Below are 25,920 nucleotides of genomic sequence, written 5' to 3'. Positions count from 1 at the left end.
CATAGCCTTGGCGATTGATACAAAGGGGGTTCCGCCAAGGCGTTTGGGCGGTTAGGGACGAGCTTGTTCCTTTTACGGACCATGATTCAGGAGTGGGGTGAAACGTGATGCGGAAGAACATCATCAGGGGTGGGCTGCTGGCTCTCGGGACATTGGCCCTCGGCGCCTGTGCTTCGGTGGATCGTAGCTACGGTGCGGCTGATGGCATCAGTGTAACGTCCCTGACCGAGCTGCCTGCGCCGGCATCCACGCTCCCGCGATTTTCTCCGATGGGTGTGGTCGAAATCACCGTGGCGCAGGACGACACACTGTCCGGCACCTACATCATCGACGAAAACGGCATGCTCGACTTCCCGCTGGTGGGGCAGATCGCCGCACTCGGCCTGACGCCCACGCAGCTGGCCGCCGTCATCAGCAGCCGACTTGCGGGCAACTTCGTGATCGATCCCGTGGTTACCGTGAACACGGTCAACGCCACCCCGCCCACGATCTCGATCGGCGGGCAGGTGTCGAACCCCGGAACGTACCCCATCGTCAATGCCACCACGCTGATGCGTGCAATCAATTCGGCTGGCGGTTTTGACGACTATGCGCGCGAGGACGATGTGCTGGTGTTCCGCGAAGTCAGCGGGCAGCGGTATATCGGGCTCTACAACATGGCCGCCATCGCGCGCGGCAACTATCCCGACCCGACGCTGTACGAAGGCGATATCGTCATGGTTGGCGACAACCCGGGCGAGCGTCGTCTCGAACGCATCCTGCAGATCCTGCCGGCAGTTACCTCCAGCATCGTCTTGCTGGATCGCATCGGGAACTAGTCCAGGGGAAACGTGCAATCCGGACCTGACCTGAGCACGGTGCCGGGTGATCCCAGCCACGGCTATGGTGCGCAGCAGGTCGTGGGACCGACCCGATTGCTGCTCCGGCGGCTGCGGACGCGGGCGTGGCGGCTCAAGTACCTGCTGTTTCTCCTGACGCTCGGCTGCCTGCTGGGATTTGTTGCGGCTGCGCACCTGCAGGGCCCGCAATACAGCGCGACCGCACGGATCGAGATCGATCCGCTCGGCGCGGGTACGCCAGATGGCTCCCCGCCGGGCGAGGCAGAGCAGGCGCGCGACCGCCAGTATTTCCAGACCCAGTACGAATTGCTGCAATCAGGCTTCATCGCGGAGCGCGTGGCCGGGGCGGAGAACGCTGCGGCCGACGCTGCCTTCCGCCGTGCCCTGGATCTTCGTGCCAGTGACCCGTCGCCTCGCGTTCTGGCCGGCCGCATCGCCGATACCATTGCCATCGAACCGGTCCCGGGTTCGACCCTTGTCGACATTGTCGCCACGACTCCCGTGCCGGAGGTATCGTCGCGCATTGCCAACGCCTGGGCGGCGCAGTTCCTCGAAACCAACCTGGAAAAGCGTTTCGGCAACAACCGGGACGCGCGTGACCGGCTGGCGAGCCAGCTCGCAACCCAGCGCGAGGCGCTCGAAGCCTCGGAGACCCGGCTGGCCGAATTCGCCAGCGAGAACGGCATCGTCGTGCTTGAGGCGCAGTCCGATGAGGCGATGGGCCAGCAGGCCGGGGCCGAAACGCTTTCCACCACGCAGCTGGCGACGCTCAACGAGGCGCTGATTGCCGCCACCCTGCGCCGGGTCCGGGCGCGCAGTGCGCTCGACGCCAAGCCGGCAGGCAACGAGATCGACCGTCTTGCTGACCTGCGCAGCCGCCGCGCCGAGGCCGCGAACCGGCTGGCCGAACTGCGCGGCACGCTGGGCGATGCCAACCCGCGGGTGCAGGCGCTGGAGGCCGAGATCGAATCGCTCGATCGCGCGATCGAAAGCGACAACGGCGGCGAAAATCCTGCCTCGGACTTGCAGGCCGCCTACGAAGATGCCCTGCGGCAGGAAAACCAGCTGCGCGAACAACTGGATGCCTTGCGCGATGGCTTCGTCGATGGCCAGGGATCGGTGACGGAATACGGCATCCTGCGGCGCGAGGTGGATTCCAATCGCGAACTCTACGAGGCGCTGCTTCAACGCCAGGCCGAAGTGAGTGCGAGCGCGGCTGGTACCAACAACATGAGGATGGTTGCCCCGGCAGTCCCACCTTCCGCACCGTCCGGCCTGACCATGGAGCGGGCTGTGTCCCTGGCGCTGGTTGTTGCGGCGATCTTGTCATTGGCGACCGTCGGCCTGGCCGAGCGCCTTGATCGCCGTTTGCGCGATGCGAGGCAGGTGCAAAGGCATTTGGGGCTCTCTGTGGTGGGCGAGATTCCGCAGGACGAGTCTGGCGACCTCCGGTCCGCATTGCGACAACCGCGATCTTACCTGGCGACGGCCTATGCAGCGGCGCGCGATGGGGCGCTGTCAGCCTTGCCCGATCATGCCCGCCGCGTGCTGCTGCTCACCAGCGCCGCGGCCGGCGAAGGCAAGTCGGCATCCGCCTTGGGGCTCGCGCTCGCGCACTGCGAGGCTGGCGGCAAGGCGATCCTGCTCGACCTCGACATCGGCAATCGGGGAGCGTCGCAATTGCTTGGCATCCCCGCCCGGACCGGGGGAATGGGCGACTTCCTTGCGGGCAGGACAGCCGAACCCCCGATCATGCACCTTGCCGATCACGGTATCGACTTCATCCCGGCTGGCTCGGTACCTGCTGAATCGGCTGGATTGACCACGCGTGGCGGACTGGCGCGGCTGATCGCGGACCTCGATCGGCGCTACGATCTCGTGGTCATCGACAGCCCGCCCGTCCTCGACCAGCCGGAAGTGGAGGAGATCGCCTACCTGTCGGGCGGAGTGCTGTTCGTTGTGCGCGCCGATGCCACCTCGGCCTACGCGGCACGCGAGGCGCTGGCGCTCCTTGGCCAGCCGGGCGTCAACCTGCTCGGCGCACTGGTGGCCATGACGAAAGACTGATTGGGTGCCGGGTGGCGGAGACGGAGGGATTCGAACCCTCGATACCCTATAAAAGGTATGGTTCCTTAGCAGGGAACTGGTTTCAGCCACTCACCCACGTCTCCGGACCCAGCAGCAGAAGGCGCGCTATAACGACGCATATCGGGCGCTTCAAGGGGAGGTTTGCCCTGATGCGACAAACCTTCGCCATGGCACGCGAAAGATTCGACTCACCGCAATTTGGATTCGCCCTGCCGCCTATTCATTGCCGCTTCAGGCGCAAAGGACTCAGTCTATCCGTGATTACGTCCGCCCGGCCTTTCGCCGGGCCACCTGCGGCAATCGACTGGAGGAAAGTCATGCGCCTGTTCCGCTCTGCAATCGCCCTGGCCGCACTGCCGGCACTGGCCGCCATGGCCATGCCCGCCGCCGCGCAGGAGATCCAAACGGTCGATCCTGACCTGATGGTCGACGGCGACCTGCTCGATTCGTCCGAACAGGCACCGCCATCGCGCCAGGGCTCGCCAGCCTATGAGAGCGGGGAGGCCCAGGCCTACGACGAGGCCGATGCAGGCGAGGCATACGACATTTCCGAAGCCAGCCCGCGTTACGAAACGACCGGCCCGGTGCTCGACTTGCCGCCCGAAGAAGGCGTCGATGTCAGCGCCAATGTCGATGTGATGGACCCCTCCGCGGTCGATAACGCCCCGACCCAGGCGCAAAGCACCTATGCCGAAGACGACCTGATCGGCGCTGCCGAGGGCCTGTTCGGCCAGGGTGCCGAGGGCCTGGGGCGGCTGATCCAGGACATCCTGAAGGACCAGGGCGAACCCAACGGCTACATCGTCGGCCGTGAAGGTGGCGGGGCCTTCGTGGTGGGCGTGCGCTACGGTTCGGGCACGCTGCACCATGCCGTTGAAGGCAACATGCCGGTCTACTGGACCGGCCCTTCGATCGGTCTCGATGCCGGTGCCAATGCCGGCAACACCTTCGTGCTGGTCTACAACCTGTTCGATACCGAGGACCTCTACGAGCGTTTCCCGGCGGGCGAGGGTCAGGCCTATTTCGTTGGCGGGTTCCACGCCAGCTACGTGCGCCGCGGTGATATCGTGCTGATTCCCATCCGTGTTGGTGCGGGCCTGCGGCTGGGCGTGAACGCGGGCTACCTGCGCTTCTCGCATCGCCAGCGCTGGCTGCCCTTCTGATCCGGTTTCGCAATTAACCTGATTTCCGGTAAACAGCCGCTTGCACCAAGCGGCGCAGGGCGGCATTGGGCCATCCATGCTCGACAGACTCGACCAACAACCGCCCGACGCCCTGCTCGCCCTCATCAAGCTGTATGAGGCAGACCCGCGTCCCGACAAGATCGACCTCGGCGTGGGTGTCTACCGCACCGCCGATGGCGCAACGCCCGTGTTCGGCGCGATCAAGGCTGCGGAACAGCGCCTGATCGATACGCAGGATTCCAAGAGCTATCTCGGCCCCGAAGGTGACATGCGCATGGTCCGCGCGCTCGAACCGCACATTTTCGGCAAGACCTTGCCCAGCGACGGCCGGATCGACGGCATGCAGACCCCGGGCGGCACCGGCGCGGTGCGCCTGGCGCTGGCGCTGGCCAAGAAGTCCGGCGTCACGCGCGTGCTGATGGGCACGCCGAGCTGGCCCAACCACGCGCAGATCCTGTCGGACCTGGACATGGAGCTGGTCGGCTTCACCCATGCCGGTGCCGACGGCACGGCGGACATGGCTGCCCTGCGCGCAGCGCTGGCCAATGCGGGCGAGGGCGATGCCGTGCTGCTGCACGGCTGCTGCCACAACCCCAGCGGTATCGACTACAGCCACGACCAGTGGGACGAGATCGCTACCCTCGTGAAGGACAGCGGCGTCCTGCCGATTATCGACCTTGCCTACCAGGGCCTTGGCCACGGCATGGAAGAAGACGCTTACGGCGTGCGCAAGGTGCTGCCCGCCGTGTCCGAAGCGCTGGTGGCCTATAGCTGCGACAAGAACTTCGGCCTCTATCGTGACCGCGTGGGTGCCTTCTACGCCCAGGGCGCGACCGCCGATGACACCGTGCGCATCATGTCCAACGCTGCCGCCCTTGCGCGCGCCAACTGGTCGATGCCGCCGGACCATGGCGGTGCCGCCGTGCGCATGATCCTCGAAGACGAAGGCCTGACTGCCGACTGGCTGGCCGAGCTGGAAGACATGCGCCAGCGCATCCGTTCCGTGCGCGAGAAGCTGGCCGCAGCGAGCAATGCGGGCGGGGTGAACCTCGAACCGCTGGGCCGCCAGAACGGCATGTTCGCCATGTTGCCCGTCACCAAGGAACAGGTGCAGGCGCTGCGCGAAGACCACGGCGTCTACATGGCTGGCTCTGGCCGCATCAACGTGGCGGGCTTGACCACGGGCAATATCGACAAGTTCGTGAGCGCGCTGGCGGCTGTCACCAGCTGACACGGCCCCAAGGTGTGACACGCACCCCCATGCTTTGAAAATTGCGGTGTTCATGCCCCGCCATCCTCGCCAGGGGGTGGCGGGCAGAGCGCGTCGTAGCGCCGCAACAGTCGCAAGAGCGCGGAATTGTCGGGTTTGTGCCGGATCGCGCAGACACGTCCAGCATGGACCAGCGGGGCGACGAGGCCTGTCGCCACCCGCTGTTGCAACTGTTCGAGTGTAACCTTTCGCCAGTCGGTGGCGGGCGTTGTGCGCTTGTCGCTGCCGGGCGGAGCCAGCACCACGTCCCAGGCATGGGCAAACCCTTGCGCATCAGGGCGACGGCGCAGGCGATAGGCGCTCATGCGGCTCATTCCCGCAGCTGCCGCCGCCCCCGCCACGCTGCCGGTCAGATAGAGATGGCCGAGGAACAGGCACTGGCGCTCCACCGTCCAACCGTCCCGGCGCGAGCGGGGCACGGCGGGATGGAAGAAGGGCGGGCGGTGGCGGCGCATGGCCTGCGCCCCAGCACCGCAACCGGCCTGTAGGAAAGTGCGATGGTCTTTATGGGTGGCAAGCGGAAATCATTGCTTGCCATCGAAGTGGGGCGCACCGCATTTGGGGCATGGATCAATTATCCATGGAAAGTAGAAAATCCCCCATTGGCAAACTAGTCCGTGCCCGCACTTTCTCACGCGAAACGCGAGACTGTAGAAATAGACGACCAAGGCAATCGCAATCGCTAGCCAGATATACTCTGCGACTTGCTGCGGAGGAAAAGCCCACACGCCTGTGACCGCTAGCAAGCCAGCTACGATCATCCGCCTGGAATTGGCTTGCCGGGTTTTGGGCCAAAAAATTGCAGTGCGTTTTGAAGGCATCTTAAGAGGTTAGCCATTTTGCCGATGGCCGCAACCGCGACGATCATGGATGTTCGCCTCCGCCAACCTTATCCTGCGCGCAGCTGTTGCATGCGGTAGAGGTAGCGCGCCAACGTATCCACCTCGAGGTTGACCTCGCCGCCCTGGCGCAGGGCGCCCAGCGTGGTGACTTCCGCCGTGTGCGGGATGATGTTGAGGCCGAAGGAGACCGAGCCGTCGGTGCGGTCTTCCACCGAGTTCACCGTCAGCGAAACGCCGTCGACGGTGATCGATCCCTTGGCCGCGATGAACGGCGCCAGCGCTGCCGGGGCATGGATGGTGAGCCGGGTGGAATCGCCTTCGGGCTGCCAGTCGGCGATCTTGCCCACGGCATCGACATGGCCGGTGACGATGTGGCCGCCCAGCTCGTCGCCGAGCCGCAGCGAGGGTTCAAGGTTCAGTTCGGCACCTTCGACCCACATCTTCTTCGCCGTGCGCGAGATGGTCTCGGCCGATACGTCGACGAGGAAGTAGGACTCTCCCGCCGTGCCGCCACGGTCGATCACGGTCAGGCAGACGCCCGAACAGGCGATCGAGGCGCCGATGTCGATAGTCGCGGGGTCAAACGGGCAGGCCACGCGCAGGCGCAGGTCGCCGCGCTGTTCGACCTTGTCGATGGTGCCCAGGGCCTGGACGATACCGGTAAACATTCAATCGCGCTCCACTTCGCCGCGCTGGTAGACTTCAAGCGTGTCCCTGCCAAGCTGGCGACGTTCCTGCAGCACCAGTCCGCCCGCATAGGCCGCATTGAGAGTGGCGTGTCCCACATCGCCGATTGCAGGCGTGCCGCCGCCCAGCAGCAGCGGGGCGCGGTAAACCAGCAGGCGGTCGACAAGGCCGGCCTTGAGGAAGGCGGAAGCGGTCTGCGCTCCGCCTTCGACAAGCAGGTAGCGCAGGCCTTCCAGCTGCGAGATGGATTCGGGCGCAGCGATGGCGGTCCAGCCTTCGGGCACTTCGCCGGACGTCAGGGCCACGCGGCGCGGCGATCGCGCTTCGAGACCGGGCAGTCGCACGTCGAGCCGGGGATTGTCCGCCCGCAGCGTGCCGCCGCCGACGAGGATGGCGTCCGCCCGCGCGCGCTCGCGGTGGGTGTGGGCGCGGGCCGCTGCGCCGGTGATCCACTGGCTTTCCCCGCCCGAGGTCGCGATGCAGCCGTCGAGCGACATGGCGAGTTTCAGGGTAACGTGCGGGCGGCGCGAGACCGTTGCGGCAACATGGCCGGAGAGCCCCAGTTGCTCGGCGTCCCAGTCAAGTTCCTCGACGGTGATGCCGGCCCCGACTGCGCGGGCATTGCCGCTGCCGGCAGTGCGGCTGTCGGGATCGCCCATGCCGACGACCAGCCGCGCCACGCCCGATCCAGCGACAAGGTCGGCACAGGCCGGCCCGCGCTCGGACTGGTGCGCACAGGGTTCCAGCGTGACATAGAGGGTTGCGCCCTTGGCGGCTGCTCCTGCCGCTTCCAGCGCCATGGCTTCGGCGTGGGGACGACCGCCCGGCTGGGTCCAGCCGCGGCCGACCACGCGGCCCTTGTTCACCACCAGCGCACCCACGCCGGGGTTGGGACTTGCCAGTGGCCGCGCGCGTTCTGCCAGGGCAGCCGCCGCAGCCATCCAGCGGGCATTCACGACACTTGGGTCAGCCTGCGGCACGCGCGCAGTATTCCTCGACCGACAGGGCGATCTCTTCCTCGGTCGGTCCGTCCTGGGCGGCCTCTTCGGCAGCGCGCTCGGCTTCGATCTGGCGCTCCATCTCGTCGACATCGATGAAGGTCGCGCGGCCCAGCGTTTCGTACATTTCGCGGCGCCGCTCGGCGCTCTCGTCAAGTCGCGCCTGCAGCTCGTCCTTCAACTGCTGGTTGGCGCAGTTCGAAGCGATGATCTCCGCCTCGGTGCGCGTCTCGTCGAAGGTGGAGATGTAGATCACCTCCGGCGGCATGGGCTGGACCCGCACGCTGTCCGGCACGAACAGCGTGAAGACGCAGAAGGTCGCCGCCATGGCCACGCCAAGGATCTGCCAGCGGTGCGGGGTCGGCTGCTTCCACTGGTCGTGGAAGTCCGACACCGCGCGGCGCGGGGAAACTCGGCGGAGAAACTGTTTCATGCAGCAAGAATAGGGACGGAGCGGCGCTTTCGCCAGCGCTTGTTCACCCGAAGGCGGCGTAAAGCTCGCGGCCCCGCGCTTTCAGCCAGCCGTCAGCTTCGCTGATCCGGCCCTCGAAAAGCTCGCCCAGCAAGGCGTGGAAGGCGGGCGAATGGTCGAAATGGACAAGGTGGGCGACTTCGTGCGCTACCACCGATCGGCGCACGTGATCGGGTGCCATGACCAGTCGCCAGTTGATGCGGATGCATTGGCCGCGCTTGCGGTCGCCCGAGCACGAGCCCCAGCGGCGCTGGGCGCGGGACAGCCGCAGGTCCGGCTCATCGAGCCCGCCGCGCTGGCAGTAATAGGACAGGTCGTCGCGGCACAGCGCCAGCGCTTCGCCCTCCAGCCAGCGCCGCACCCGGCCCGCAATGCCATCGACGGGTCCGCCGACACGCAGCGCGCCATCAGCCAGAACAGGCTTGCGTCCCGCCTTGCGCGCCCAGGCGATGCGCACCGGCTCGCCGCGGAATGCGAGCGGTGATCCGTCACCGATCTCCAGCGGTTCGGGCACCCGGGCCAGCTGCCGCGCGAGCCATTCCTGTCGGGCCTGGGCAAAGGCCAGCGCGTCGAGCGTGCGGCCCCAGGTCGGCAGGGTGATGCGAATCTCGCTGCCATCGGGCGACAGCCGCATTGTCAGCCGCTTGGCGCGCGCGTGGCGGCGGATGGCGATGGGGACCGTGCGCCCGTCGATCTCGATTGCCGGGTCCTGGTGGTCCTTGCGCAGCCAGTCGATCATTTCACCCGCTCCGCCTCCCAGTCGACGACGTGGTGTTCGAGCGGTCCGGCCACGGTCTCGCTGATGCACCGCCCGGCGACGCAGGCTCCGGCGGCCACCATGGCATCGCGGCTGCCGGTCAGCAGGTGGTGCCATTCCGGCAGCGGCTTGTCTTCCGCGCGCAGGCGGTAAGCGCAGGTGGCGGGCAGCCACGGGACTTCCTTTACCAGCCTGGGGGTCAGGCGCAGGCAATCGGGCACGAAGGCCTTGCGGTGGCGATAGTCGCGGCACTGCGCCGTGCCGGTGTCGAGCAGCTTGCAGGCGACATTGGTCTCGGCGATTTCGCCGGTGTCCTCGTCTTCCAGCTTGTGCAGGCAGCACCGGCCGCAGCCGTCGCAAAGCGCTTCCCATTCGGCGCGGGTCAGGGCGTCGAGGTCGAGCTCCCAGAAGCGATCCCTCAGCGCACCCATTTTGCCAGTTCCGCTGCCACTGCCTCGGCAGACTGGTCGACCGGGATCAGCGCCATGGGCTGGCCCTCGCGGTCGACCAGGTAGCCGATGCTGGGATGCTGGATGTCGTAGTCGCCGCCCGGCTCGATCGGCGGAACGCGCTGCACGGTGAAGAAGAAGTTCTCGGCAACCGCGTCGATCTGTTCCGGGGTGCCGGTGAGGCCGATCAGGTCGTCGGAAAAGGCGCTGGCGAACTCGCCCACCCGCTCCGGCGTATCGCGCTCCGGATCGACGGTGATGAAGATCGGCTGCACGTCGGCGGCGAGATCGGGATGCTCCTCGGCATAGAGATCGTAGCCGCGCATCATCCGCTGTACGTCGAAGGGGCAGACGTTGGGGCAATAGGCATAGCCGAAGTAGATCAGCTGGTAGCGCCCGGCGAAATCGGTGTTGCTGACGGGTTCGCCCGCCGAGTCGACCAGCGAGAAATCACCGCTCAGCGCACTGCCGTAAAGCGGCGCGTCCTCGACCGGCGGCTGGTTGGCGGAAGGATCGCAAGCGGTCAGCGAGAGCGCGACCAGTGCGGCGGAAACGGCCTTGAAGCATGCAGACATGACGTAGCGTTCATGCTCTGCTAACGCGCTTTGGGCAAGCGCTGTCCCCACTCGGTGCGGGGCTTTTGCGCACATTTTGAAAACAGGAGTACCGGAAGTGACGCGCGTCATCTTTCGCAAGATCATCATCACCCTTGTCGCGCTGGCCGTGGCCACCCCGGCGGTCGCGCAGCTCTATTCCGAGGGCTATCGCTTCCTCCAGGCGGTGAAGAACCGCGAAGGCGAGGAAGCAACCGAACTGCTCAACGATCCCGGCTCGACCGTGATCAATGCGCGCGACCTGTCGACCGGCGAGACGGGCCTGCACCTCACCGTGGCCCGCCGCGACCTGACCTGGACGCGTTTCCTGCTGCAGGAGGATGCCAACCCCAACATTGCCGACAACCAGGGGCGCACGCCGCTGATCATTGCCTCGCAGCTGGGCTGGGTCGAGGGCGTGAGCGCCCTGATCGAGGCTGGCGCGCGCATCGACGTGGCCAACGAAACGGGCGAGACACCGCTCATCTCCGCCGTGCACGCGCGCAATGTCGAGCTGATCGCCGTGCTGGTCGAGGCCGGAGCCAATCCGGATCGCACGGATAATACCGGTCGCAGCGCGCGCGAATATGCCAGCCAGCCGGGTATGTCCTCGCGGGTCCTGTCTGCCATTGTCGACAACGAGCCGGACGACAGCGACGGATCCGGCGGCACCTACGGCCCGGACTTCTGATGTCTGCGGCTGACCTCGCGGACGCCACGCTGGACGAGCTGCGGCTGGCCCTGGCGCCGGAAATCGCGCTCGCTGCCATGTTCGACGGCTGGAGTGACGCCGCGCTCGAATCCGCTGCCGAATCGCTGGGCGTGGAGCCGGCCGTCGCCCGGCTGGCCTTCAAGGACGGCCCGATGGACATGGTGCAGGGCTGGGTGGCCGCGATCGATGCCCGCATGGAGGCGCATTTCGCCGATGGCCGGCTCGACACCATGAAGATCCGCGAGAAGATCCGCGCGCTGGTGTGGTTCCGGCTCGAGGCTGTTGCCGGCCTCGAGGAATCGCTCCGCCGCGCACTGGCGATCCAGGCCATGCCGCAGAACGCCCCGAAGGCACTGAAGCTGGGCTGGTCGAGCGCCGACAAGATGTGGCGCCTCGCGGGCGACACCGCGACCGATTACAACCACTACACCAAGCGCGCGATCCTGGCCGGCATCTATGCCGCGACCCTGGCCGTGTGGCTGGATGACGAAAGCGCTGACAAGGCCGAAACCGCGGCCTTCCTCGACCGCCGGATCGAAGGCGTGATGAAGTTCGAGAAGGCCAAGGCGCAGTTGCTGGGGGGAGACCGTGAACACTTCGATGTTGCACGCTTCCTGGGCCGGCTCCGCTATCCGCAGGGCTGACGTTCCTCCTATTGATAATCAGTTGCAATTAGCTCTCTCGTCTGGCACCGCGCCCACCATGGAACCCGAACTTACCCTCGATACGCTGGCTCCGCTGGAGCGTGCGGAAATCACCAGAGTCGACTGGGCCGTGCTGGCCCCTGAAGAAGCCAAGCGCCTGCAGGCGCTGGGTATCGACAAGGGTGCGCGTGTCGCCATCGCCCATCGCGGCATCTTCATCGGCAAGGATCCGATCGCGCTGATGGTGGGACGCATGCAGGTGGCCATCCGCCGGGTCCACGCCAAGGCCATGACGGTGAAGCTGGTATGAGCCGCCTTCGCACTGCAGCCCTCGTCGGCAATCCCAACGCAGGCAAGTCCGCGCTGTTCAACGCGCTGACAGGTGCCCGCCAGAAGATTGCCAACTATCCCGGCGTTACCGTGGAGCGGAAGGCCGGGCGAATGTTCCTGCCTTCGGGCGAGCCGGTTGAACTGATCGACCTGCCCGGTTCCTATTCGCTCGACCCGGCCAGCCCGGACGAGGAGGTTACCCGCCGGGTGGTGATGGGCGAGTTCCCCGGCGAAGCGCGGCCGGACGTGCTGGTGGTGGTGGTCGATGCTGCCAACCTCGAACAGCACCTCGTCTTTGCGCAGGAGCTGGTGGCCATGGGCCAGCCGCTGGTCGTGGCGCTCAACATGGTCGACCTCGCCGAACGTGACGGACTGGTGATCGACCCCGAAGCCCTGTCCGCCTCGCTGGGCGTGCCCGTTGTCTCCACCGTCGCCGTGCGCAAGCGCGGGATCGAGGCGCTGGCGGCCGCCATGGCCGCGGCCGAGGCGCAGGACCTTTCGACCCGCCACGAAGTCGCGCGGCTGACCCTGCCCGAACGCCGCCTTGCCGCGCGCAACATGGCCAAGGGCGCGATCCTTTCCGAAAGCGGCGAGCACCGGCTGCACGCCCAGCTCGACAAGGTGCTGCTGCACCGCTGGCTGGGACCAGTCATCCTGTTTGCCCTGCTGTTCGTGATCTTCCAGGCTGTGTTCGCCTGGGCGACGCCCTTTGCCGACGCGCTCGACGGCGGCATCTCGGCGCTGATCGGACTGGTCGAGGGAGCCATCCCCGAAGGCGTCTTCCGCGACTTCATCACCGAAGGCGTGCTGACCGGCGTCGGCTCCGTGGTGGTCTTCCTGCCGCAGATCATCATCCTGTTCGCCTTCATCCTTGCCATGGAGCAGTCGGGCTACATGGCGCGGGCTGCCTTCATCATGGACCGGCTGATGGCCTATGTCGGCCTGTCCGGGCGCAGCTTCATTCCGCTGCTGTCGAGCTTTGCCTGCGCCATTCCCGGAATCATGGCCACCCGCGCCATTGCCGATCCCAAGGACCGGCTGACCACCATCCTGATTGCTCCGCTGATGACCTGCTCGGCGCGCCTGCCGGTCTATGCCGTGATCATTGCCGCCTTCATTCCCGCTACCTCGGTGGGTCCGGGCGTGGGCCTGCAGGGCCTGGTGCTCTTCGCGCTTTACGTGCTTGGCATCATCGGCGCGATGGTGGTCGCGCTGGTGCTCCGCCGCACGGTGACCAAGGGCAGCGCCTCGGGCTTCATCATGGAGCTGCCGCGCTACCAGATGCCGCCGCTGCGCGACCTCGCCATCGGCCTGTGGCAGCGTGCGTGGGTCTTCCTGCGCCGTGCCGGTACGATCATCTTTGCCGCCACCGTCGCGCTGTGGATCCTGCTCAGCTTCCCCAAGGCGGAACCGGGCGAAAGCCAGATTGATGCCTCTATCGCCGGGCAGGTGGCAGACGGCCTCCACGTCGTGATGGAGCCGATCGGCTTCAACCGCGAGATCAGCCTCGCGCTGATTCCCGCCATGGCGGCGCGCGAAGTGGCCGTCTCGGCGCTGGCGACGACCTACGCGGTCGATGCCGACGACGAGGAAGCCGAAGCTGCCGGCCTCATTCCGCGCCTGCAATCGGGCTGGAGCCTGCCGACCGCGCTGGCCTTCCTCGCCTGGTTCATCTTCGCGCCGCAGTGCATCTCCACCATCGCCGTGACACGGCGCGAGACCAACGGGTGGAAGTGGCCTGCAATCATGGTCGGTTACCTCTTCGGCCTCGCCTACATCGCGGCTGGCGCGACCTTCTGGACCGCGACCGCGCTGGGCCTCTAGCCGCGCACCTGCGCAAAACCCGCTCCACGGTGGAGATAACTGCGCCCGCAGGGGTGGCGACTCGCTTTTGCCTTCGATAAGCCCTTCCGCGAACAGAAGAGGATTCGCGTAATGGCAGGCAGTCTCAACAAGGTCATGCTGATCGGTAACCTGGGTGCAGACCCGGAGATCCGCAGCTTCCAGAACGGCGGCAAGGTGTGCAACCTGCGCATTGCCACCAGCGAGACGTGGAAGGACCGTGAGGGCCAGCGCCAGGAGCGCACCGAATGGCACACCGTGGCCATCTTCAGCGAAGGCCTGGTCCGCGTCTGCGAAAACTACCTGAAGAAGGGCAGCAAGGTCTACGTCGAAGGCCAGCTGCAGACTCGCAAGTGGCAGGACCAGAACGGCCAGGACCGCTACTCCACCGAGGTCGTCCTGCGCGGCTTCAACGGCACGCTGACCATGCTCGATGGCGCTGGCGGCGGCGGTGGTGGTGGTGGCGGCAGCCGTGGCGGTGGCGGCAGCAGCTGGGACCAGTCTGGTCCGGCCGGCGGCGGCTCAGGTAGCGGTGGCGGCTACGGCGGCGGATCGCCGGGCGGCTCCGGTGGCAGCGCACCTTCGGGCGGCGGCTCCAACTACGACGACCTCGACGACGATATTCCGTTCTGAGCCGGAACGCGTCCGCCCCAGCGGTCATTTTGAACACACGGACCGGTCCCGGTGGCAATGCTTCCGGGGCCGTTTTCGTGCACCCGTTATATGCGAAAGTCCTGTCAGCAGACGGAGCGGCGAAAGTTGCAGACATGCGGACTGAAGCTGCCGGCAATCTGAGGTGTGGCAAAGAGCCAGCGGACTTAAGCGATTCCCTTCGAGCGCGCGTACCTTGCCATGAATGTCCCCCTTTTGCCCTGCACCTAAACGGCAATTCGCCGGCGGGGCGAGGCGGAGGGCATCAGTCCTTCTTGAGGCCGCGCAAGGCCTCGGCCAGCGGACCGTCTTGCTCGCCTTCCTCGACCAGCCCATGGCGGCGGCGCGCCTCGTCGGCATTCGGGCCTTCGAGGTAGGGATCGATCGCCAGCCCCAGCGTCTGCGCCACGGCTTCGCCAATGTCGAAGGCGGTGCCGTCGTAGGGGATCTGGTCGAGCTCTTCCTCGCTCAGTTCGACTTCTTCGTCCGGGGCGTAATCGGGCAAGGCGCGTTCGGGCACGAAATGCAGGGAAAGCGGTTCGCTGATGGCGACCTGTAAGTCATCGCCCGACACGGCGCAGCTTTGCACCACCCTGGCTTCCAGCGTGCCCTTGGCGTGGACGTCCTCGCCGCTGGCTTCCAGCGACACGACCGCTTTCAGCCGTTCGATCGAGACGATCGCGAATCGCTCCGCCAGTGCGGCGCATTCCGCTTCGGTTGCGGTCAGCGTCACCGGTTCGGCGGTGATCGAACGGCGATCCACCATGCGGGAGAATTCGGGCCGGGAAGATTGAGGCGTATCACTCATAAAGCAGCGCTCCCTCCAGCAGGCTCGCATCGTCCATGGCGGACAGGCCATTGTGCAGCGCGCGCGTGCGTACGGCGAGGGCGAAGGGCTTCTTGTCCTCGTCCACCAGCGTCACGTTGCGCTGCAGGATGACCGCCAGCGCCGCGTCGCTGTCGGCAAAGGCTTCGCGCAGCGCGCCCAGCCGTCCGCCCAGCGAGGCAACCAGCTTGCCCATGTTCTTGCCCACCATCAGGTCTCCCACGCCGGTGTCGCGCAGCTGCCGGTCCATGTCGGCGACGAACAATTCGGTCAGCAGCGCGGTCTTGGGGGCGAGGGTGGGGCTGTTTTCCATCCGCAGCATCACCAGCGACATGACATGGGTGATCATGTCGAAGCGGCCCTGAACGGTATCGGCCACGCCGCAATCGGCATACCATTCGCGCTCGCGGCTGGTGCCGACCACGCCGTGCCACAGCGTGCGCAGTGCGTCGCGAGGGTCCTGGCCACGGCCCATCAAGCGGGAGAAAAATGACATCGTCGGCGGTGCTTCCATTAAGCGGGTGTTCAATGCGTCTGTCCGAAGCCGAGGACACACCAGTGCTCTTGCGTTGCACAGCCGCGCCGGCTCCCCTAAGGCGGGTGCGCATAGCCGACGCACGGCGTTCCGGCAAAACCGAATTGCAGAAGGGTTTAGAGATGGGTTGGACAGCGCGGGGTAGCGCAGCAGTGGCACTGGCAGTGGCACTCGCAGGATGCTCGTCGATCAACAATCACCGTGGCTATATCGTCGACGAGACGCTCTATGCCGCGATCCAGCCGGGGCTCGACAACCAGCAGTCGGTGCGCGGCACCCTCGGCCAGCCGACCATGATCAGCCAGTTTGGCGATCCGGTATGGTACTACATTTCCAGCCGCACCACGCAGGCCCCCTTCCGCCAGCCCAGGATCAACACGCACTCGGTGCTGCAGGTCCATTTTGACGAGGCCGGCAATGTCGTTTCGACCGAACGCACCGGCATGGAGCAGGTCGCGCGGATCACGCCCGATGGCGACGAGACGCCGACGCTGGGCCGCGAACGCGGATTCCTGCAGGACCTCTTCGGCAATATCGGCACGGTCGGCGCCATGGGCGGCGGCGGCTGATCGCCCATCCCCCGCGCTCCGTGCTTGAAGCGCGCGGGCGTCCTGCCCATATCCCGGCACATGTCTGACGAGAAAGGCAGCCACGGCCTTACCCAGTGGCACGGCACGACGATTGTCGGCGTGAAGCGCGGCGATGCTACCGTCATCGCCGGTGACGGCCAGGTGTCGATGGGCAATACGGTGATGAAGCCCAACGCCCGCAAGGTTCGCCGCATCGGTGATGGCGAAAAGGTGGTGGCCGGTTTTGCCGGTGCTACCGCCGACGCCTTCACCCTGTTCGAACGGCTGGAACGCAAGCTGGAACAGCATAGCGGACAGCTGCTGCGTGCGGCGGTTGAGCTGGCCAAGGACTGGCGCACCGACAAGTACCTGCGCAACCTCGAAGCCCTGATGATCGTCGCGGACAAGGACGTCCTGCTGGTGCTCACCGGCAATGGCGACGTGCTGGAGCCCGAAGGCGGGATCGCTGCCATCGGCTCTGGCGGCAACTATGCCCTGGCGGCGGCAAAGGCGCTCAGCGAATACGAAGATGACGCCGAAGTGATCGCCCGCAAGGCCATGGCCGTCGCGGCCGAGATCTGCGTCTTCACCAACGGTAACGTGACCCTCGAAAGGGTCTAGCCCCTGGCGTCATCCCGGGCTTGCCCCCGGGATCGCTCGCGATCCGGAAACAACCTGATAAGGATCCCGGATCAAGTCCGGGATGACGAGAAACGGAAATATGGACAACCTGACTCCCAAGGCGATCGTCGCGGCGCTCGACGAACACATCATCGGCCAGAAGGACGCCAAGCGCGCCGTGGCCGTGGCCCTGCGCAACCGCTGGCGCCGCCAGCGCCTGCACCCGGATCTGCGCGACGAGGTAACGCCCAAGAACATCCTGATGATCGGCCCCACCGGCTGCGGCAAGACCGAGATCAGCCGCCGCCTCGCCAGGCTGGCCGAAGCGCCCTTCGTGAAGGTGGAAGCCACCAAGTTCACCGAGGTCGGCTATGTCGGCCGCGACGTCGAACAGATTGCCCGCGACCTTGTCGAGGAAGCCATCCGGCTGGAGAAGGACCGCCGCCGCGACGCCGTGCGCGAGGCGGCGAGCGAGGCGGCGATGAACCGCCTGCTCGATGCGCTGGTTGGCCCTTCGGCCAGCGAAGCGACGCGCGAAAGCTTCCGCCGCCGCATCACCGACAATTCGATGAACGATACCGAGGTCGAGATCGAAGTCGCCGAAGCCCAGGGCATGCAGATGGACATCCCCGGCATGGGTGGCGGCGCGACCATGATCAACCTCAGCGAAATGATGGGCAAGGCCTTCGGCGGCCCGCCCAAGAAGAAGCGCAAGCTCAAGGTGCCCGACGCCTGGGACAAGCTGGTCGACGAGGAAGCCGAGAAGCGCATGGACCAGGACGACGTCGCCCGCGTCGCCCTGCAGAATGCCGAGACCAATGGCATCGTCTTCCTCGACGAGGTCGACAAGATCGCCGTTTCCGATGTGCGCGGCGGCTCCGTCTCGCGCGAAGGCGTGCAGCGCGACCTGCTGCCGCTGATCGAAGGCACCACGGTGGCGACCAAGTACGGCCCGATGAAGACCGACCACGTGCTGTTCATCGCGAGTGGCGCCTTCCACGTCGCCAAGCCCAGCGACATGCTGCCCGAACTGCAGGGCCGCTTGCCGATCCGCGTCGAACTGCGCTCGCTGACCGAGGAAGACTTCATCCGCATCCTCAGCGAGACCAAGGCCAACCTCGTCAGCCAGTACAAGGCCCTGCTCGGCACCGAAAAGCTGACCGTCGAGATGACGGACGATGCGGTGACCGAAGTCGCTCGCATCGCCGCGCAAGTGAACGAAAGTGTCGAGAACATCGGCGCCCGCCGCCTGCAGACGGTGATGGAAAAGCTCTTCGAGGAACTGAGCTTCGACGCCGAGGATCGCCAGGGCGAGACCGTGACGATCGATGCTGCCTATGTCCGCGACAAGCTGGGCGAGCTGGCGGGCGACAGCGACCTGAGCAAGTATATCTTGTGACCTGACGCCGCACTTGCTCTTACTCCCTGATCCAAGGGCGGAGGCGGCAGTGGCGGTTTTCAATCGCTTTGAAGATCCGGCGACCGAACGCGACTATGTCGCCGGAGAGCGGGCCAAGTGGCGTCCGGGTGTGCGCTGGCTGACGGTTATCGCCATGGGCATCTTCGTCGTCTTCGCGCTGATGAACCCGATCTTCTTCACCGCCGAAACGCTGGCGCTCTACAACGTCGTGTCGATGGCGATGATCGTCTCGCTGATTGTCGCCTACATCGTCATCGGCCGGGAAGAGTACCTGCGCTGGCGCTGGTTCGACCCGCTGATGTTCACCCTGCTGGCCGTGGCCGCCGTGGTGTTGATGCAGGAGCTGGCACGGCGTGGCCGGCTCCAGCCGGCTCGCCTACGATTACTGGGGTGACGCCATGAACGTCGCCAGCCGCATCGAAGGCACCGCGCGGCCCAATGGTATAGCAGTATCTTCCGCCACCTATCACCAGTGCGCTGGCGCCCACGACTTCGAACCGCCCGAAGTGCTGGTGCTGAAGGGCGTGGGCGAGACCGAAATCCGCCATTTGGCGGTCTGAGTCGGCCATTCGTCGATGCAGTCGTTCTACTGCCTTGCGGATCGCACAGGCTGGTGATCTATTGGTTTCCAAGGATACTTTTGATTCCAAGGGGACGCACCGTGAAATTCCACCTGTTCGCCACCAGCGCCGTGGCGCTTGCCCTTTGCGCCAGCCAGCCCGCGCTTGCCGACCATCACGAAGAAGCCGCCGCCGAGGCCGCGCCCGCGCTGACTGCGCCCGAGATCGAGTTCACCGAGTGGACGCTCGACAACGGCCTGCGGGTGATCGCCATAGAGGACGACACCACCGCCACGGTCACCACTTCGCTTTGGTACGAGGTCGGCTCCAAGCTCGATCCCGAAGGCCGCTCCGGCTTTGCCCACCTGTTCGAACATATCCTCAGCCGCAAGACGCTGAACATGCCCTACAACATGATCAACGGCCTGACGGCGGACGTCGGCGGCACGCGCAATGCCTCCAACGGGACAGACCGCACCAATTACTACGAGACGGTGCCCGCCGAATATCTCGAGACCATGCTGTGGACGCACCGCGAGCGCATGGCTTTCCCCGTGGTCGACGACGACGTGTTCGAGACCGAACGCGCGGTGGTGAAGGAGGAATACCGCACCCGCGTGCTGGCACCGCCCTATGGCCTGCTCAGCCGCGTGGTCCTGCCCGAGGTCGCCTATGACGACCTGCCGCACCGCCGGCCCGGCATCGGTTCGATGGACGATCTCGACGCCGCCACGCTGGATGACGCGCGCGCCTTCCACCAGGCCTATTACGGTCCCGACACCGCCACGCTGATCGTCGCGGGCAATTTCGAGATGGATAACCTGCGCGCGCTGGTGGACCAGTATTTCGCGGACATCCCGCCGCGCGCCAATCCGGTCGATGTCACCATCACCATCCGCGAGGATCGCCGCACCGAGCCGCGCAGCGTCACTGCCAGTGCGCCCAACGTGCCGCTGCCGCTCTATGGTACCCTCTGGCAGTTGCCGGGCGCGGACCACCCTGACACAGCGGCGCTCGAAGTGCTCGAAGCGATCATGAGCGGCGGCGAGAACAGCCGCTTCTACACCGCGCTCGTCGAAAGCGGGCTGACGGTGCAGGCTGGTGCTTCGGCTGGCTTCACCGAGGAAGCCGGTCAGTTCTCGACTACCGCCGTGCTCAGCCCCGCTGTCGACGATCCGCAGGCGGTCCTCGACACCATGACTGCCGAGACCGCGCGCATGCGCGACGAGCTTGTGACCTCTGCCGAGCTGGCCGAGGCCAAGAACGAGCTGATCTCCTCTGCCCTGCGCCGCCGGGAAACCGCGCGCGGCCGCGCCTTCGAGCTGGGCGAGGCGCTGGTCTCGACCGGCGATCCGCGCGCGGCCGACCGCCGCCTTGCCGCTATCGCCGCCGTGACTGCCGAGGACGTCCAGCGCGTGGCGCGCGAATGGCTCGATCCGCAGGCGCGCGTCGATGTCAGCTACACCCGCGGCGAGTTCGACCCGTCGACCTTCGCCAACCCCGAACCCATGCCCGAGTTCCGCACCCTGCCGCCCGCCGTGGGCGAGCCGCTGGCCGTGCTGCCCGAAGGCGAACGCATGGCCCCTCCCGGCCCCGGCGATGCGCCCGAAGTCAGCCCGCCGCAGTTCGTCACGCAAGAGCTTTCGAACGGCATCACGGTGATCGCCGCGCAGACCGGCGAAGTGCCGATTGCGACCATGACCGTGCTCTTCCCCGGCGGCAGCTCCAGCGACCCGCGCGCGCTCTCCGGCACGGCCAACCTTGCCGCAGACCTCGCGACGCGCGGCACGCCAACGCGCTCGGCTTCCGAGATCGCGGCACGGATGGAAAGCCTTGGCGCCGGTATCGGCGGCTCGGCCCGCAGCGATGGCACGGTCTATTCGCTCACCGCGCCGGTCGGAAACATGGCGCAGGCGGGCGAGATCTTCGCCGATGTCATCCGCAATGCCGACTACCCGGAAGAGGAATTCACCCGCGAACGCGACCGCGCGCTGGATGCCATGCGCATCGCGCTCAACGAACCGGGTTCGCTGGCGGGCATGGTCATGCGTCCGGTGGTTTACGGCGATGCGCCCTACGGTTCGATCACCGGCGGCACGCCCGAATCGCTGGCGGCCATCACCCGCGAGGACCTGCTCGCCCACCGCGAGACCTGGTGGCACCCGGGTGCCATGCAGATCGTGGTCAGCGGTGGCATCTCTCCGGACGAGGCCTTTGCCCTGGCAGAAGACATGTTCGGCGACTGGACTGTTGACGCTCCGGTCCCGGCCAATCCCGACAGCCCGGCAGGCCCGGACACCATGGCGCGTACCGTGGTGATCGACATGCCCGATGCGGGCCAGGCTGCTGTCCTGCTGGCCGGTCGCGGCCCCGAACGCGGCACCGACGACTATTTCCCGCTGGTACTGGCCAATGCCGTGCTCGGCGGCGGGTCGAGCGGCCGCCTGTTCGAGGAAGTGCGCAACAACCGCGGCCTGTCCTACGGCGCCTATTCGGGCCTCGGTTCGCTGCGTGACGATCCCGTGCTGCAAGCGAGCTCGCAGACCGCCAACGAGACGGTCGACGAAGTGGTCGATGTCATGCTGACCGAGTTCGCTCGCCTGGGTGAAGAGCCGTTCGATGAGGACCTGCTGGCGCGCCGCCGACTCTACCTGAGCGGGGGCTATGCCCGCGGGCTGGAAACCTCCTCGGGTTTCAACGGCACCGTGGCGGACTTGCTGACGCTGGAAATCGACCCGGCAGAAGTGGCCCGCTATTCCGAGCACCTCGATGCGGTGACAGCGGCGCAGGCCAGCGAAGCGGCTGCGACCTACTTCGACCCGTCGGAAGTGACCGTGGTGGTGGTCGGCAATGCCTCGGCCTTCATCGAAGAGCTGCGCGCGCTGCGCCCGAACGTCGAAGTGATCCCGGCCAGCGAGCTCGACCTGTTCGACCCGCAGGTCCCCGCGAACGGCGGTTGAACCCGGCTATCCGCGCCCCTGATTGCGATCAAGGGTGCGGGGCCAGCCCTATCTCCACGCCGGTCTTGTCGGTCAGGGCGAACTTGTCGACCAGGTCGGCGCTTGCCTCGTTGAGGCCGACAACCTGCACGCTGCGCCCGTTGCGGCGCATGCGTTCCACCACCTTGTCGAGCACGTCGACGCCCGAGATGTCCCAGAAGTGCGCGCGGGTGACATCGATCACCACGTGGTCTGCCGGGTCCGGGCGCTCGCTTTCGCGGCCGAAGGCCTTGGAGAAGCGGTCGACGCTGGCGAAGAAGATCTGGCCGGTGACGGTATAGGTCGCGGTCTGTTCGTCGCGGACGCGCTTGACGCCGAACATCGAGCGGACCTTGCCGGTGAAGAAGATGCCCGACAGCAGCACGCCCACCAGCACACCCAGCGCGAGGTTGTGCGTCGCCACCACCATGACCACGGTCGAGACCATGACGACGCTCGACTGCCACGGGTGGTGCTTGAGGTTGGGGATCGAGTTCCAGCTGAAGGTGCCGATCGAGACCATGATCATCACCGCCACCAGTGCGGCCATGGGGATCTGGCCGACGATCGGGCCGAGCGCCGCGAGCAGGATCAGCAGGGTCAGGCCGGCGGTAAAGGTCGACAGGCGTCCGCGCCCGCCGCTGGTCACGTTGATCACCGACTGGCCGATCATGGCGCAGCCGCCCATGCCGCCGAAGAAGGCGGCGACGACGTTGGCCGCACCCTGGCCCGCGCTTTCGCGGCGCTTGTTGCTGTCGGTGTGGGTCATGTCGTCGACGATCTGCGCGGTCAGCAGGCTTTCCAGCAGGCCGACGGCGGCCATGGTCGCCGAATAGGGGGCGATGATGCGCAACGTTTCCCAGGTCAGCGGCACGTCGGGCAGGACGAAGTAGGGCAGGCCCTCGGGCAGTTCGCCCATGTCGGAAACGGTGTTCACGTCCATGCCGAAGCCGATGGTGATCGCGCCCAGCACGATGATCGCCACCAGCGGTGACGGCACGGCGGTGGTGAACCGCGGCAGCAGGTAGATGATCGCCAGCGCGCCCGCCACCAGCGGGTAGGTAAGCCAAGAAACGCCGATCAGCTGCGGCAGCTGCGCCATGAAGATCAGGATCGCCAGCGCGTTGACGAAGCCGGTAATGACCGAGCGCGAGACGAACTGCATCAAGAGGTCGAGCCGCAGCAGCGCGGCGATCCCCTGGAATATGCCCATCAGGATGGTCGCGGCGAAGAGGTATTCCACCCCGTGATCGCGCACCAGCGGCACCACCACCACGGCGACGGCTGCCGTCGCGGCCGAGATCATGCCCGGACGCCCGCCGGTAAAGGCGATGACCATGGCAATGGCGATCGAGGCATAGAGGCCCACGCGCGGATCGACGCCCGCGATGATCGAGAAGCCGATGGCTTCGGGGATCAGGGCGAGGGCAACGACAATGCCTGCGAGGATTTCGGCGCGCGGGTTGGCGAGCCAGTCGCGCTTGAGCGCGCCGGTGTTGAACATGTGCTTGTCCGTCGGTTTGCAGCGCGCAAGGTCGCGCGCGGGGTCAGGTTTGACCCCGCCTTATATGCTGCACTGCACAATGCAAGGCCGGATTGGGCAAGGGTTCCGGCGGACTAGTCGGTATATTCCTCGGGGTACCAGAACACGTCGTGGCACGCCTTGCACACCGGCTGGGTGTTGTTGACCAGCGTTGTGACCCGCTCGGCATCGCGCGCTTCGGCGGCGATCACCAGCTGTCCGGCATGGCCTGCCAAGGTCATCGACATGGCGCGGTAGAGGTCGCCCTGGGCGTCCAGCCGTTGCTGGATCGCAACCAGGTCGGTGCCTTCCGGCGGATCGGTCAGCGTCCCGTTGGGGTCCGCCGCGACATAATTGGTGGCCTCACCCATCAGGGCCGACTGGCGCTGCAGTTCGCGCGCATTGGCGAGCAGGCTTTCCCACTTGGCGTCGTCCATCAGGGCAGGATCGAAATTGCCGTAGTCGTCCATCACCTCCACCTGCATGTCCCAGATGGCCATGATCGAGGGGTTGAGCCCGTTCACCATGCCCTCGCGCACATAGTAAGGGGCCTCGTCGCTCGCGGGCGCGGAGGCGGTGGTGGCGCAAGCCGCGAGGGTGAAGGCGAGGGCGGATAGTCCCAGTGCCGAGTTGGCCAGCTTCATCATCGCGCGTCTCCCTATTCCGCGGCTTCCGGCACCGCGCTGTCCTCGTTCTGCTGCCGGCTCCACATTTCGGCGTAGAGCCCGTCACGGCGCAGCAGGTCATTATGGCTACCTTGCTCCACAATCCGGCCTGCTTCCATGACATTTATCAAATCCGCATCGGCAATGGTCGACAGCCGGTGGGCGATGGCGATGGTGGTGCGGTTGCAGCTGATGTTGCGCAGTGTCGCCAGGATATCCTGCTCGGTGCGCGAATCGAGCGCGCTGGTCGCCTCGTCCAGCAGCAGGATCGGCGGGTCCTTCAGCAGGGTGCGGGCGATGGCCACACGTTGCTTCTCGCCGCCCGACAGTTTCAGTCCGCGCTCGCCCACTTCGGTGTCGAACTTGTTGGGCAGGCTTTCGATAAAGGGCAGGATGGCAGCATCGGCGGCGGCTTGCCGCACGGCTTCGGGCGTTGGATCGCCTTGGCCCCAGGGCGCGCCGTATTCGATGTTGTAGCCGATGGTGTCGTTGAACAGGACGGAGTCCTGCGGGACGATGCCGATCGCCCGGCGCAGGCTTTCCTGCGTTACCTCGCGAATGTCCTGCCCGTCGATCAGGATGCGGCCCTCCCACGGATCGTAGAAGCGGAACAGCAGCCGCCCGATGGTGCTCTTGCCCGCGCCCGACGGGCCGACCAGCGCGATATGCGCGCCCGCCGGGGCCTCGAAGCTGAGGCCGTGGAGGATCTGCCGGTCCTTGTCATAGCCGAAGCTGACATTGTCGAAGGTGACCGTGGGCCGACGGATCACCAGCGCGGGCGCGCCGGGAGCGTCCTCGACTTCGACCGAGGTATCCATCAGGCGGAACATGTCGGCCATGTCGATCAGGCCCTGCCGGATCGTGCGGTAGACCCAGCCGAGCATGTCGAGCGGGCGGAACAGCTGCATGAGGTAGGTGTTCACCAGCACCAGGTCGCCCGGCGTCAGCCTGCCTTGCGACCAGCCCCAGACCGTCCAGGCCATGGCGCCGCCCATCATCAGGTTGAGGATCGACGCTTGCACGATGTTGAGCAGGCCGAGCGAGTTCTCGGTCTTGATGGCGGCTTCGGAATAGGCCTTGGCCGTGGTCTTGTAGCGGGTGCGCTCGCGCTCTTCCGCGCCGAAGTACTTCACCGTTTCGTAGTTCAGCAGGCTGTCGACCGCACGGGCCATGGCCTGCCCGTCGAGGTCGTTCATCTCCTTGCGCAGCTTCACCCGCCATTCGGTGATGGCCTGGGTGATCCAGATGAAGCTGACCACGGTGACGGCCGTGGCCGCGACCAGCTCCCAGCCGAAGATGGTCCAGAAGATGACCGAGACCACCACCAGCTCGATGGCCGTGGGGGCGATGTTGAACAGCAGGAAATAGAGCATCGAGCTGATCGACTTGGTGCCGCGCTCGATGACCCGGGTGATCTCGCCGGTGCGGCGCGAGAGGTGGAAGCGCAGGCTCAGCCGGTGCAGCCGCGCGAAGACATCCTCGGTCAGGCCGAGCACGGCGTCCTGTCCGACGCGGTTGAAGGTGATATTGCGCAGCTGGTCGAACAGCACGGTGCCGAAGCGGCCGGCGGCATAGGCAATTACCAGTGCCAGCGCGACCGTGAGGGCGGGATCGCCGTCCGCGCCCATGGTGTCCACCGCGCGGGCGTAGGCGAAGGGCAGGGTGAGCACGACCACCTTGGCCAGCAGCACGAAAAAGGCGGCACCCGCGATGCGGCGCTTCAGTTCGCGACGGCCCTTGGGCCACAGGTACGGCAGGAATCGCCGCATGGTTGCCCAGTCGGCGCTTTCGCCGGTTGCCGTGTTGTTGCCCATGTCCCGCACCCGCCCAACTTGGGGGCTGGCAGGCGGGGCGGCAAGCCCGCGG

At 66.2% G+C, this 25,920-nt stretch carries 27 protein-coding genes and 1 tRNA gene; 15 read left to right on the top strand and 13 right to left on the bottom strand.

The window, feature by feature from the left end:
• Positions 1-107: 107 nt before the first annotated feature.
• Positions 108-818 (top strand): polysaccharide biosynthesis/export family protein, encoded by a 711-nt coding sequence (locus tag AAEO60_RS11860; RefSeq protein WP_341674685.1) that lies wholly within the window; start codon positions 108-110, stop codon positions 816-818.
• A 12-nt stretch (positions 819-830) separates the two neighbouring features.
• Positions 831-2,906 carry a GumC family protein gene (locus AAEO60_RS11855; RefSeq protein ID WP_341673916.1) on the top strand — a complete coding sequence of 692 codons (2,076 nt, stop codon included), beginning with the start codon at positions 831-833 and terminating at the stop codon, positions 2,904-2,906.
• Positions 2,907-2,918: 12 nt separating this feature from the next.
• Here AAEO60_RS11855 and AAEO60_RS11850 read toward each other — a convergent pair.
• Positions 2,919-3,010, bottom strand: a tRNA-Ser gene (locus tag AAEO60_RS11850).
• 234 nt (positions 3,011-3,244) lie between these two features.
• Between AAEO60_RS11850 and AAEO60_RS11845 the strand changes: the two genes are divergently transcribed.
• Together AAEO60_RS11845 and AAEO60_RS11840 are read left to right on the top strand one after the other, a co-directional pair.
• Complete coding sequence (locus AAEO60_RS11845) at positions 3,245-4,090, top strand: DUF1134 domain-containing protein (protein WP_341674684.1); 846 nt, start codon at positions 3,245-3,247, stop codon at positions 4,088-4,090.
• A 76-nt stretch (positions 4,091-4,166) separates the two neighbouring features.
• Entirely contained in the window at positions 4,167-5,342 is a 1,176-nt protein-coding gene (locus tag AAEO60_RS11840) for an amino acid aminotransferase (protein ID WP_341673915.1), read from the top strand.
• A gap of 50 nt (positions 5,343-5,392) precedes the next feature.
• Here AAEO60_RS11840 and AAEO60_RS11835 read toward each other — a convergent pair whose 3' ends face one another.
• From AAEO60_RS11835 to AAEO60_RS11805, 7 genes are all read right to left on the bottom strand, one after another.
• Complete coding sequence (locus AAEO60_RS11835; protein ID WP_341673914.1) at positions 5,393-5,836, bottom strand: hypothetical protein; 444 nt, start codon at positions 5,834-5,836, stop codon at positions 5,393-5,395.
• 434 nt (positions 5,837-6,270) lie between these two features.
• A complete protein-coding gene (locus AAEO60_RS11830) occupies positions 6,271-6,891 on the bottom strand; it encodes a riboflavin synthase (protein ID WP_341673913.1) in 621 nt (206 codons plus the stop codon).
• Positions 6,892-7,851: a bifunctional diaminohydroxyphosphoribosylaminopyrimidine deaminase/5-amino-6-(5-phosphoribosylamino)uracil reductase RibD gene (gene ribD, locus AAEO60_RS11825; protein WP_341674683.1), complete on the bottom strand. Its 960-nt coding sequence runs from the start codon at positions 7,849-7,851 to the stop codon at positions 6,892-6,894.
• 25 nt (positions 7,852-7,876) lie between these two features.
• Positions 7,877-8,341, bottom strand: coding sequence for a hypothetical protein (locus AAEO60_RS11820; RefSeq protein ID WP_341673912.1), 465 nt, complete (start codon positions 8,339-8,341; stop codon positions 7,877-7,879).
• Between the two features lie 43 nt (positions 8,342-8,384).
• Positions 8,385-9,119, bottom strand: a complete 735-nt coding sequence (locus tag AAEO60_RS11815) for a M48 family metallopeptidase (protein ID WP_341673911.1) — start codon at positions 9,117-9,119, stop codon at positions 8,385-8,387.
• Positions 9,116-9,568, bottom strand: a complete 453-nt coding sequence (locus AAEO60_RS11810) for a YcgN family cysteine cluster protein (RefSeq protein ID WP_341673910.1) — start codon at positions 9,566-9,568, stop codon at positions 9,116-9,118. Before AAEO60_RS11810 ends, AAEO60_RS11815 begins: the two co-directional genes overlap by 4 nt.
• Entirely contained in the window at positions 9,556-10,161 is a 606-nt protein-coding gene (locus AAEO60_RS11805) for an SCO family protein (RefSeq protein WP_341673909.1), read from the bottom strand. The genes AAEO60_RS11810 and AAEO60_RS11805 overlap by 13 nt, the downstream gene beginning before the upstream one ends.
• Positions 10,162-10,258: 97 nt before the next feature.
• Here AAEO60_RS11805 and AAEO60_RS11800 point away from each other — a divergent pair, with 97 nt between their 5' ends.
• The 5 genes from AAEO60_RS11800 (at position 10,259) to ssb (ending at position 14,340) form a co-directional block, all read left to right on the top strand.
• Positions 10,259-10,870: an ankyrin repeat domain-containing protein gene (locus AAEO60_RS11800; RefSeq protein ID WP_341673908.1), complete on the top strand. Its 612-nt coding sequence runs from the start codon at positions 10,259-10,261 to the stop codon at positions 10,868-10,870.
• Positions 10,870-11,535: a COQ9 family protein gene (locus AAEO60_RS11795; protein WP_341673907.1), complete on the top strand. Its 666-nt coding sequence runs from the start codon at positions 10,870-10,872 to the stop codon at positions 11,533-11,535. The genes AAEO60_RS11800 and AAEO60_RS11795 overlap by 1 nt, the downstream gene beginning before the upstream one ends.
• Positions 11,536-11,593: 58 nt before the next feature.
• Complete coding sequence (locus tag AAEO60_RS11790) at positions 11,594-11,845, top strand: FeoA family protein (protein ID WP_341673906.1); 252 nt, start codon at positions 11,594-11,596, stop codon at positions 11,843-11,845.
• A complete protein-coding gene (gene feoB / locus AAEO60_RS11785) occupies positions 11,842-13,689 on the top strand; it encodes a ferrous iron transporter B (RefSeq protein WP_341673905.1) in 1,848 nt (615 codons plus the stop codon). The genes AAEO60_RS11790 and feoB overlap by 4 nt, the downstream gene beginning before the upstream one ends.
• A 111-nt stretch (positions 13,690-13,800) precedes the next feature.
• On the top strand, positions 13,801-14,340 hold the full coding sequence (ssb, locus tag AAEO60_RS11780) for a single-stranded DNA-binding protein (RefSeq protein ID WP_341673904.1): 540 nt from the start codon (positions 13,801-13,803) through the stop codon (positions 14,338-14,340).
• 283 nt (positions 14,341-14,623) lie between these two features.
• On the opposite strand, the gene AAEO60_RS11775 is transcribed toward ssb, so the two are convergent.
• Together AAEO60_RS11775 and AAEO60_RS11770 are read right to left on the bottom strand one after the other, a co-directional pair.
• Positions 14,624-15,166, bottom strand: coding sequence for a YceD family protein (locus tag AAEO60_RS11775; protein WP_341673903.1), 543 nt, complete (start codon positions 15,164-15,166; stop codon positions 14,624-14,626).
• Positions 15,159-15,680, bottom strand: a complete 522-nt coding sequence (locus AAEO60_RS11770) for a ubiquinol-cytochrome C chaperone family protein (RefSeq protein ID WP_341673902.1) — start codon at positions 15,678-15,680, stop codon at positions 15,159-15,161. The genes AAEO60_RS11775 and AAEO60_RS11770 overlap by 8 nt, the downstream gene beginning before the upstream one ends.
• A gap of 161 nt (positions 15,681-15,841) precedes the next feature.
• Here AAEO60_RS11770 and AAEO60_RS11765 point away from each other — a divergent pair, with 161 nt between their 5' ends.
• The 6 genes from AAEO60_RS11765 to AAEO60_RS11740 all read left to right on the top strand — a co-directional run bounded on the left by AAEO60_RS11765 (position 15,842) and on the right by AAEO60_RS11740 (position 21,849).
• Entirely contained in the window at positions 15,842-16,288 is a 447-nt protein-coding gene (locus AAEO60_RS11765; protein WP_423970164.1) for an outer membrane protein assembly factor BamE, read from the top strand.
• 60 nt (positions 16,289-16,348) lie between these two features.
• Positions 16,349-16,909 (top strand): ATP-dependent protease subunit HslV, encoded by a 561-nt coding sequence (gene hslV, locus AAEO60_RS11760; protein WP_341673900.1) that lies wholly within the window; start codon positions 16,349-16,351, stop codon positions 16,907-16,909.
• A 100-nt stretch (positions 16,910-17,009) separates the two neighbouring features.
• On the top strand, positions 17,010-18,308 hold the full coding sequence (gene hslU / locus AAEO60_RS11755; RefSeq protein ID WP_341673899.1) for an ATP-dependent protease ATPase subunit HslU: 1,299 nt from the start codon (positions 17,010-17,012) through the stop codon (positions 18,306-18,308).
• A gap of 49 nt (positions 18,309-18,357) precedes the next feature.
• On the top strand, positions 18,358-18,723 hold the full coding sequence (locus AAEO60_RS11750; RefSeq protein WP_341673898.1) for a hypothetical protein: 366 nt from the start codon (positions 18,358-18,360) through the stop codon (positions 18,721-18,723).
• A complete protein-coding gene (locus AAEO60_RS11745) occupies positions 18,683-18,889 on the top strand; it encodes an adenylate/guanylate cyclase domain-containing protein (RefSeq protein WP_341673897.1) in 207 nt (68 codons plus the stop codon). Before AAEO60_RS11750 ends, AAEO60_RS11745 begins: the two co-directional genes overlap by 41 nt.
• Positions 18,890-18,990: 101 nt before the next feature.
• Positions 18,991-21,849, top strand: coding sequence for a M16 family metallopeptidase (locus tag AAEO60_RS11740; RefSeq protein ID WP_341673896.1), 2,859 nt, complete (start codon positions 18,991-18,993; stop codon positions 21,847-21,849).
• A gap of 28 nt (positions 21,850-21,877) precedes the next feature.
• Here the strand turns inward: AAEO60_RS11740 and AAEO60_RS11735 are convergent, their stop codons facing one another.
• From AAEO60_RS11735 to AAEO60_RS11725, 3 genes are all read right to left on the bottom strand, one after another.
• Positions 21,878-23,371 carry a SulP family inorganic anion transporter gene (locus tag AAEO60_RS11735; RefSeq protein ID WP_341673895.1) on the bottom strand — a complete coding sequence of 498 codons (1,494 nt, stop codon included), beginning with the start codon at positions 23,369-23,371 and terminating at the stop codon, positions 21,878-21,880.
• A 113-nt stretch (positions 23,372-23,484) separates the two neighbouring features.
• Positions 23,485-24,036 (bottom strand): hypothetical protein, encoded by a 552-nt coding sequence (locus AAEO60_RS11730; protein ID WP_341673894.1) that lies wholly within the window; start codon positions 24,034-24,036, stop codon positions 23,485-23,487.
• Between the two features lie 11 nt (positions 24,037-24,047).
• Entirely contained in the window at positions 24,048-25,868 is a 1,821-nt protein-coding gene (locus tag AAEO60_RS11725) for an ABCB family ABC transporter ATP-binding protein/permease (protein ID WP_341674682.1), read from the bottom strand.
• Between the last annotated feature and the right edge of the window lie 52 nt (positions 25,869-25,920).

The sequence above is a fragment of the Aurantiacibacter gilvus genome (assembly GCF_038289935.1).
GTDB lineage: Bacteria > Pseudomonadota > Alphaproteobacteria > Sphingomonadales > Sphingomonadaceae > Alteraurantiacibacter > Alteraurantiacibacter gilvus.
This window is presented reverse-complemented; position numbering and strand designations above follow the sequence as displayed.

Bases quoted from the DNA above. Each gene is read 5' to 3' on its own strand.
- AAEO60_RS11860 (WP_341674685.1), top strand. From the start codon at position 108: ATGCGGAAGAACATCATCAGGGGTGGGCTGCTGGCTCTCGGGACATTG.
- AAEO60_RS11845 (WP_341674684.1), top strand. From the start codon at position 3,245: ATGCGCCTGTTCCGCTCTGCAATCGCCCTGGCCGCACTGCCGGCACTG.
- AAEO60_RS11840 (WP_341673915.1), top strand. From the start codon at position 4,167: ATGCTCGACAGACTCGACCAACAACCGCCCGACGCCCTGCTCGCCCTC.
- AAEO60_RS11835 (WP_341673914.1), bottom strand. From the start codon at position 5,836: ATGCGCCGCCACCGCCCGCCCTTCTTCCATCCCGCCGTGCCCCGCTCG.
- AAEO60_RS11830 (WP_341673913.1), bottom strand. From the start codon at position 6,891: ATGTTTACCGGTATCGTCCAGGCCCTGGGCACCATCGACAAGGTCGAA.
- ribD (WP_341674683.1), bottom strand. From the start codon at position 7,851: ATGGCTGCGGCGGCTGCCCTGGCAGAACGCGCGCGGCCACTGGCAAGT.
- AAEO60_RS11820 (WP_341673912.1), bottom strand. From the start codon at position 8,341: ATGAAACAGTTTCTCCGCCGAGTTTCCCCGCGCCGCGCGGTGTCGGAC.
- AAEO60_RS11815 (WP_341673911.1), bottom strand. From the start codon at position 9,119: ATGATCGACTGGCTGCGCAAGGACCACCAGGACCCGGCAATCGAGATC.
- AAEO60_RS11810 (WP_341673910.1), bottom strand. From the start codon at position 9,568: ATGGGTGCGCTGAGGGATCGCTTCTGGGAGCTCGACCTCGACGCCCTG.
- AAEO60_RS11805 (WP_341673909.1), bottom strand. From the start codon at position 10,161: ATGTCTGCATGCTTCAAGGCCGTTTCCGCCGCACTGGTCGCGCTCTCG.
- AAEO60_RS11795 (WP_341673907.1), top strand. From the start codon at position 10,870: ATGTCTGCGGCTGACCTCGCGGACGCCACGCTGGACGAGCTGCGGCTG.
- AAEO60_RS11790 (WP_341673906.1), top strand. From the start codon at position 11,594: ATGGAACCCGAACTTACCCTCGATACGCTGGCTCCGCTGGAGCGTGCG.
- feoB (WP_341673905.1), top strand. From the start codon at position 11,842: ATGAGCCGCCTTCGCACTGCAGCCCTCGTCGGCAATCCCAACGCAGGC.
- ssb (WP_341673904.1), top strand. From the start codon at position 13,801: ATGGCAGGCAGTCTCAACAAGGTCATGCTGATCGGTAACCTGGGTGCA.
- AAEO60_RS11775 (WP_341673903.1), bottom strand. From the start codon at position 15,166: ATGAGTGATACGCCTCAATCTTCCCGGCCCGAATTCTCCCGCATGGTG.
- AAEO60_RS11770 (WP_341673902.1), bottom strand. From the start codon at position 15,680: ATGTCATTTTTCTCCCGCTTGATGGGCCGTGGCCAGGACCCTCGCGAC.
- AAEO60_RS11765 (WP_423970164.1), top strand. From the start codon at position 15,842: ATGGGTTGGACAGCGCGGGGTAGCGCAGCAGTGGCACTGGCAGTGGCA.
- hslV (WP_341673900.1), top strand. From the start codon at position 16,349: ATGTCTGACGAGAAAGGCAGCCACGGCCTTACCCAGTGGCACGGCACG.
- hslU (WP_341673899.1), top strand. From the start codon at position 17,010: ATGGACAACCTGACTCCCAAGGCGATCGTCGCGGCGCTCGACGAACAC.
- AAEO60_RS11735 (WP_341673895.1), bottom strand. From the start codon at position 23,371: ATGTTCAACACCGGCGCGCTCAAGCGCGACTGGCTCGCCAACCCGCGC.
- AAEO60_RS11730 (WP_341673894.1), bottom strand. From the start codon at position 24,036: ATGATGAAGCTGGCCAACTCGGCACTGGGACTATCCGCCCTCGCCTTC.
- AAEO60_RS11725 (WP_341674682.1), bottom strand. From the start codon at position 25,868: ATGGGCAACAACACGGCAACCGGCGAAAGCGCCGACTGGGCAACCATG.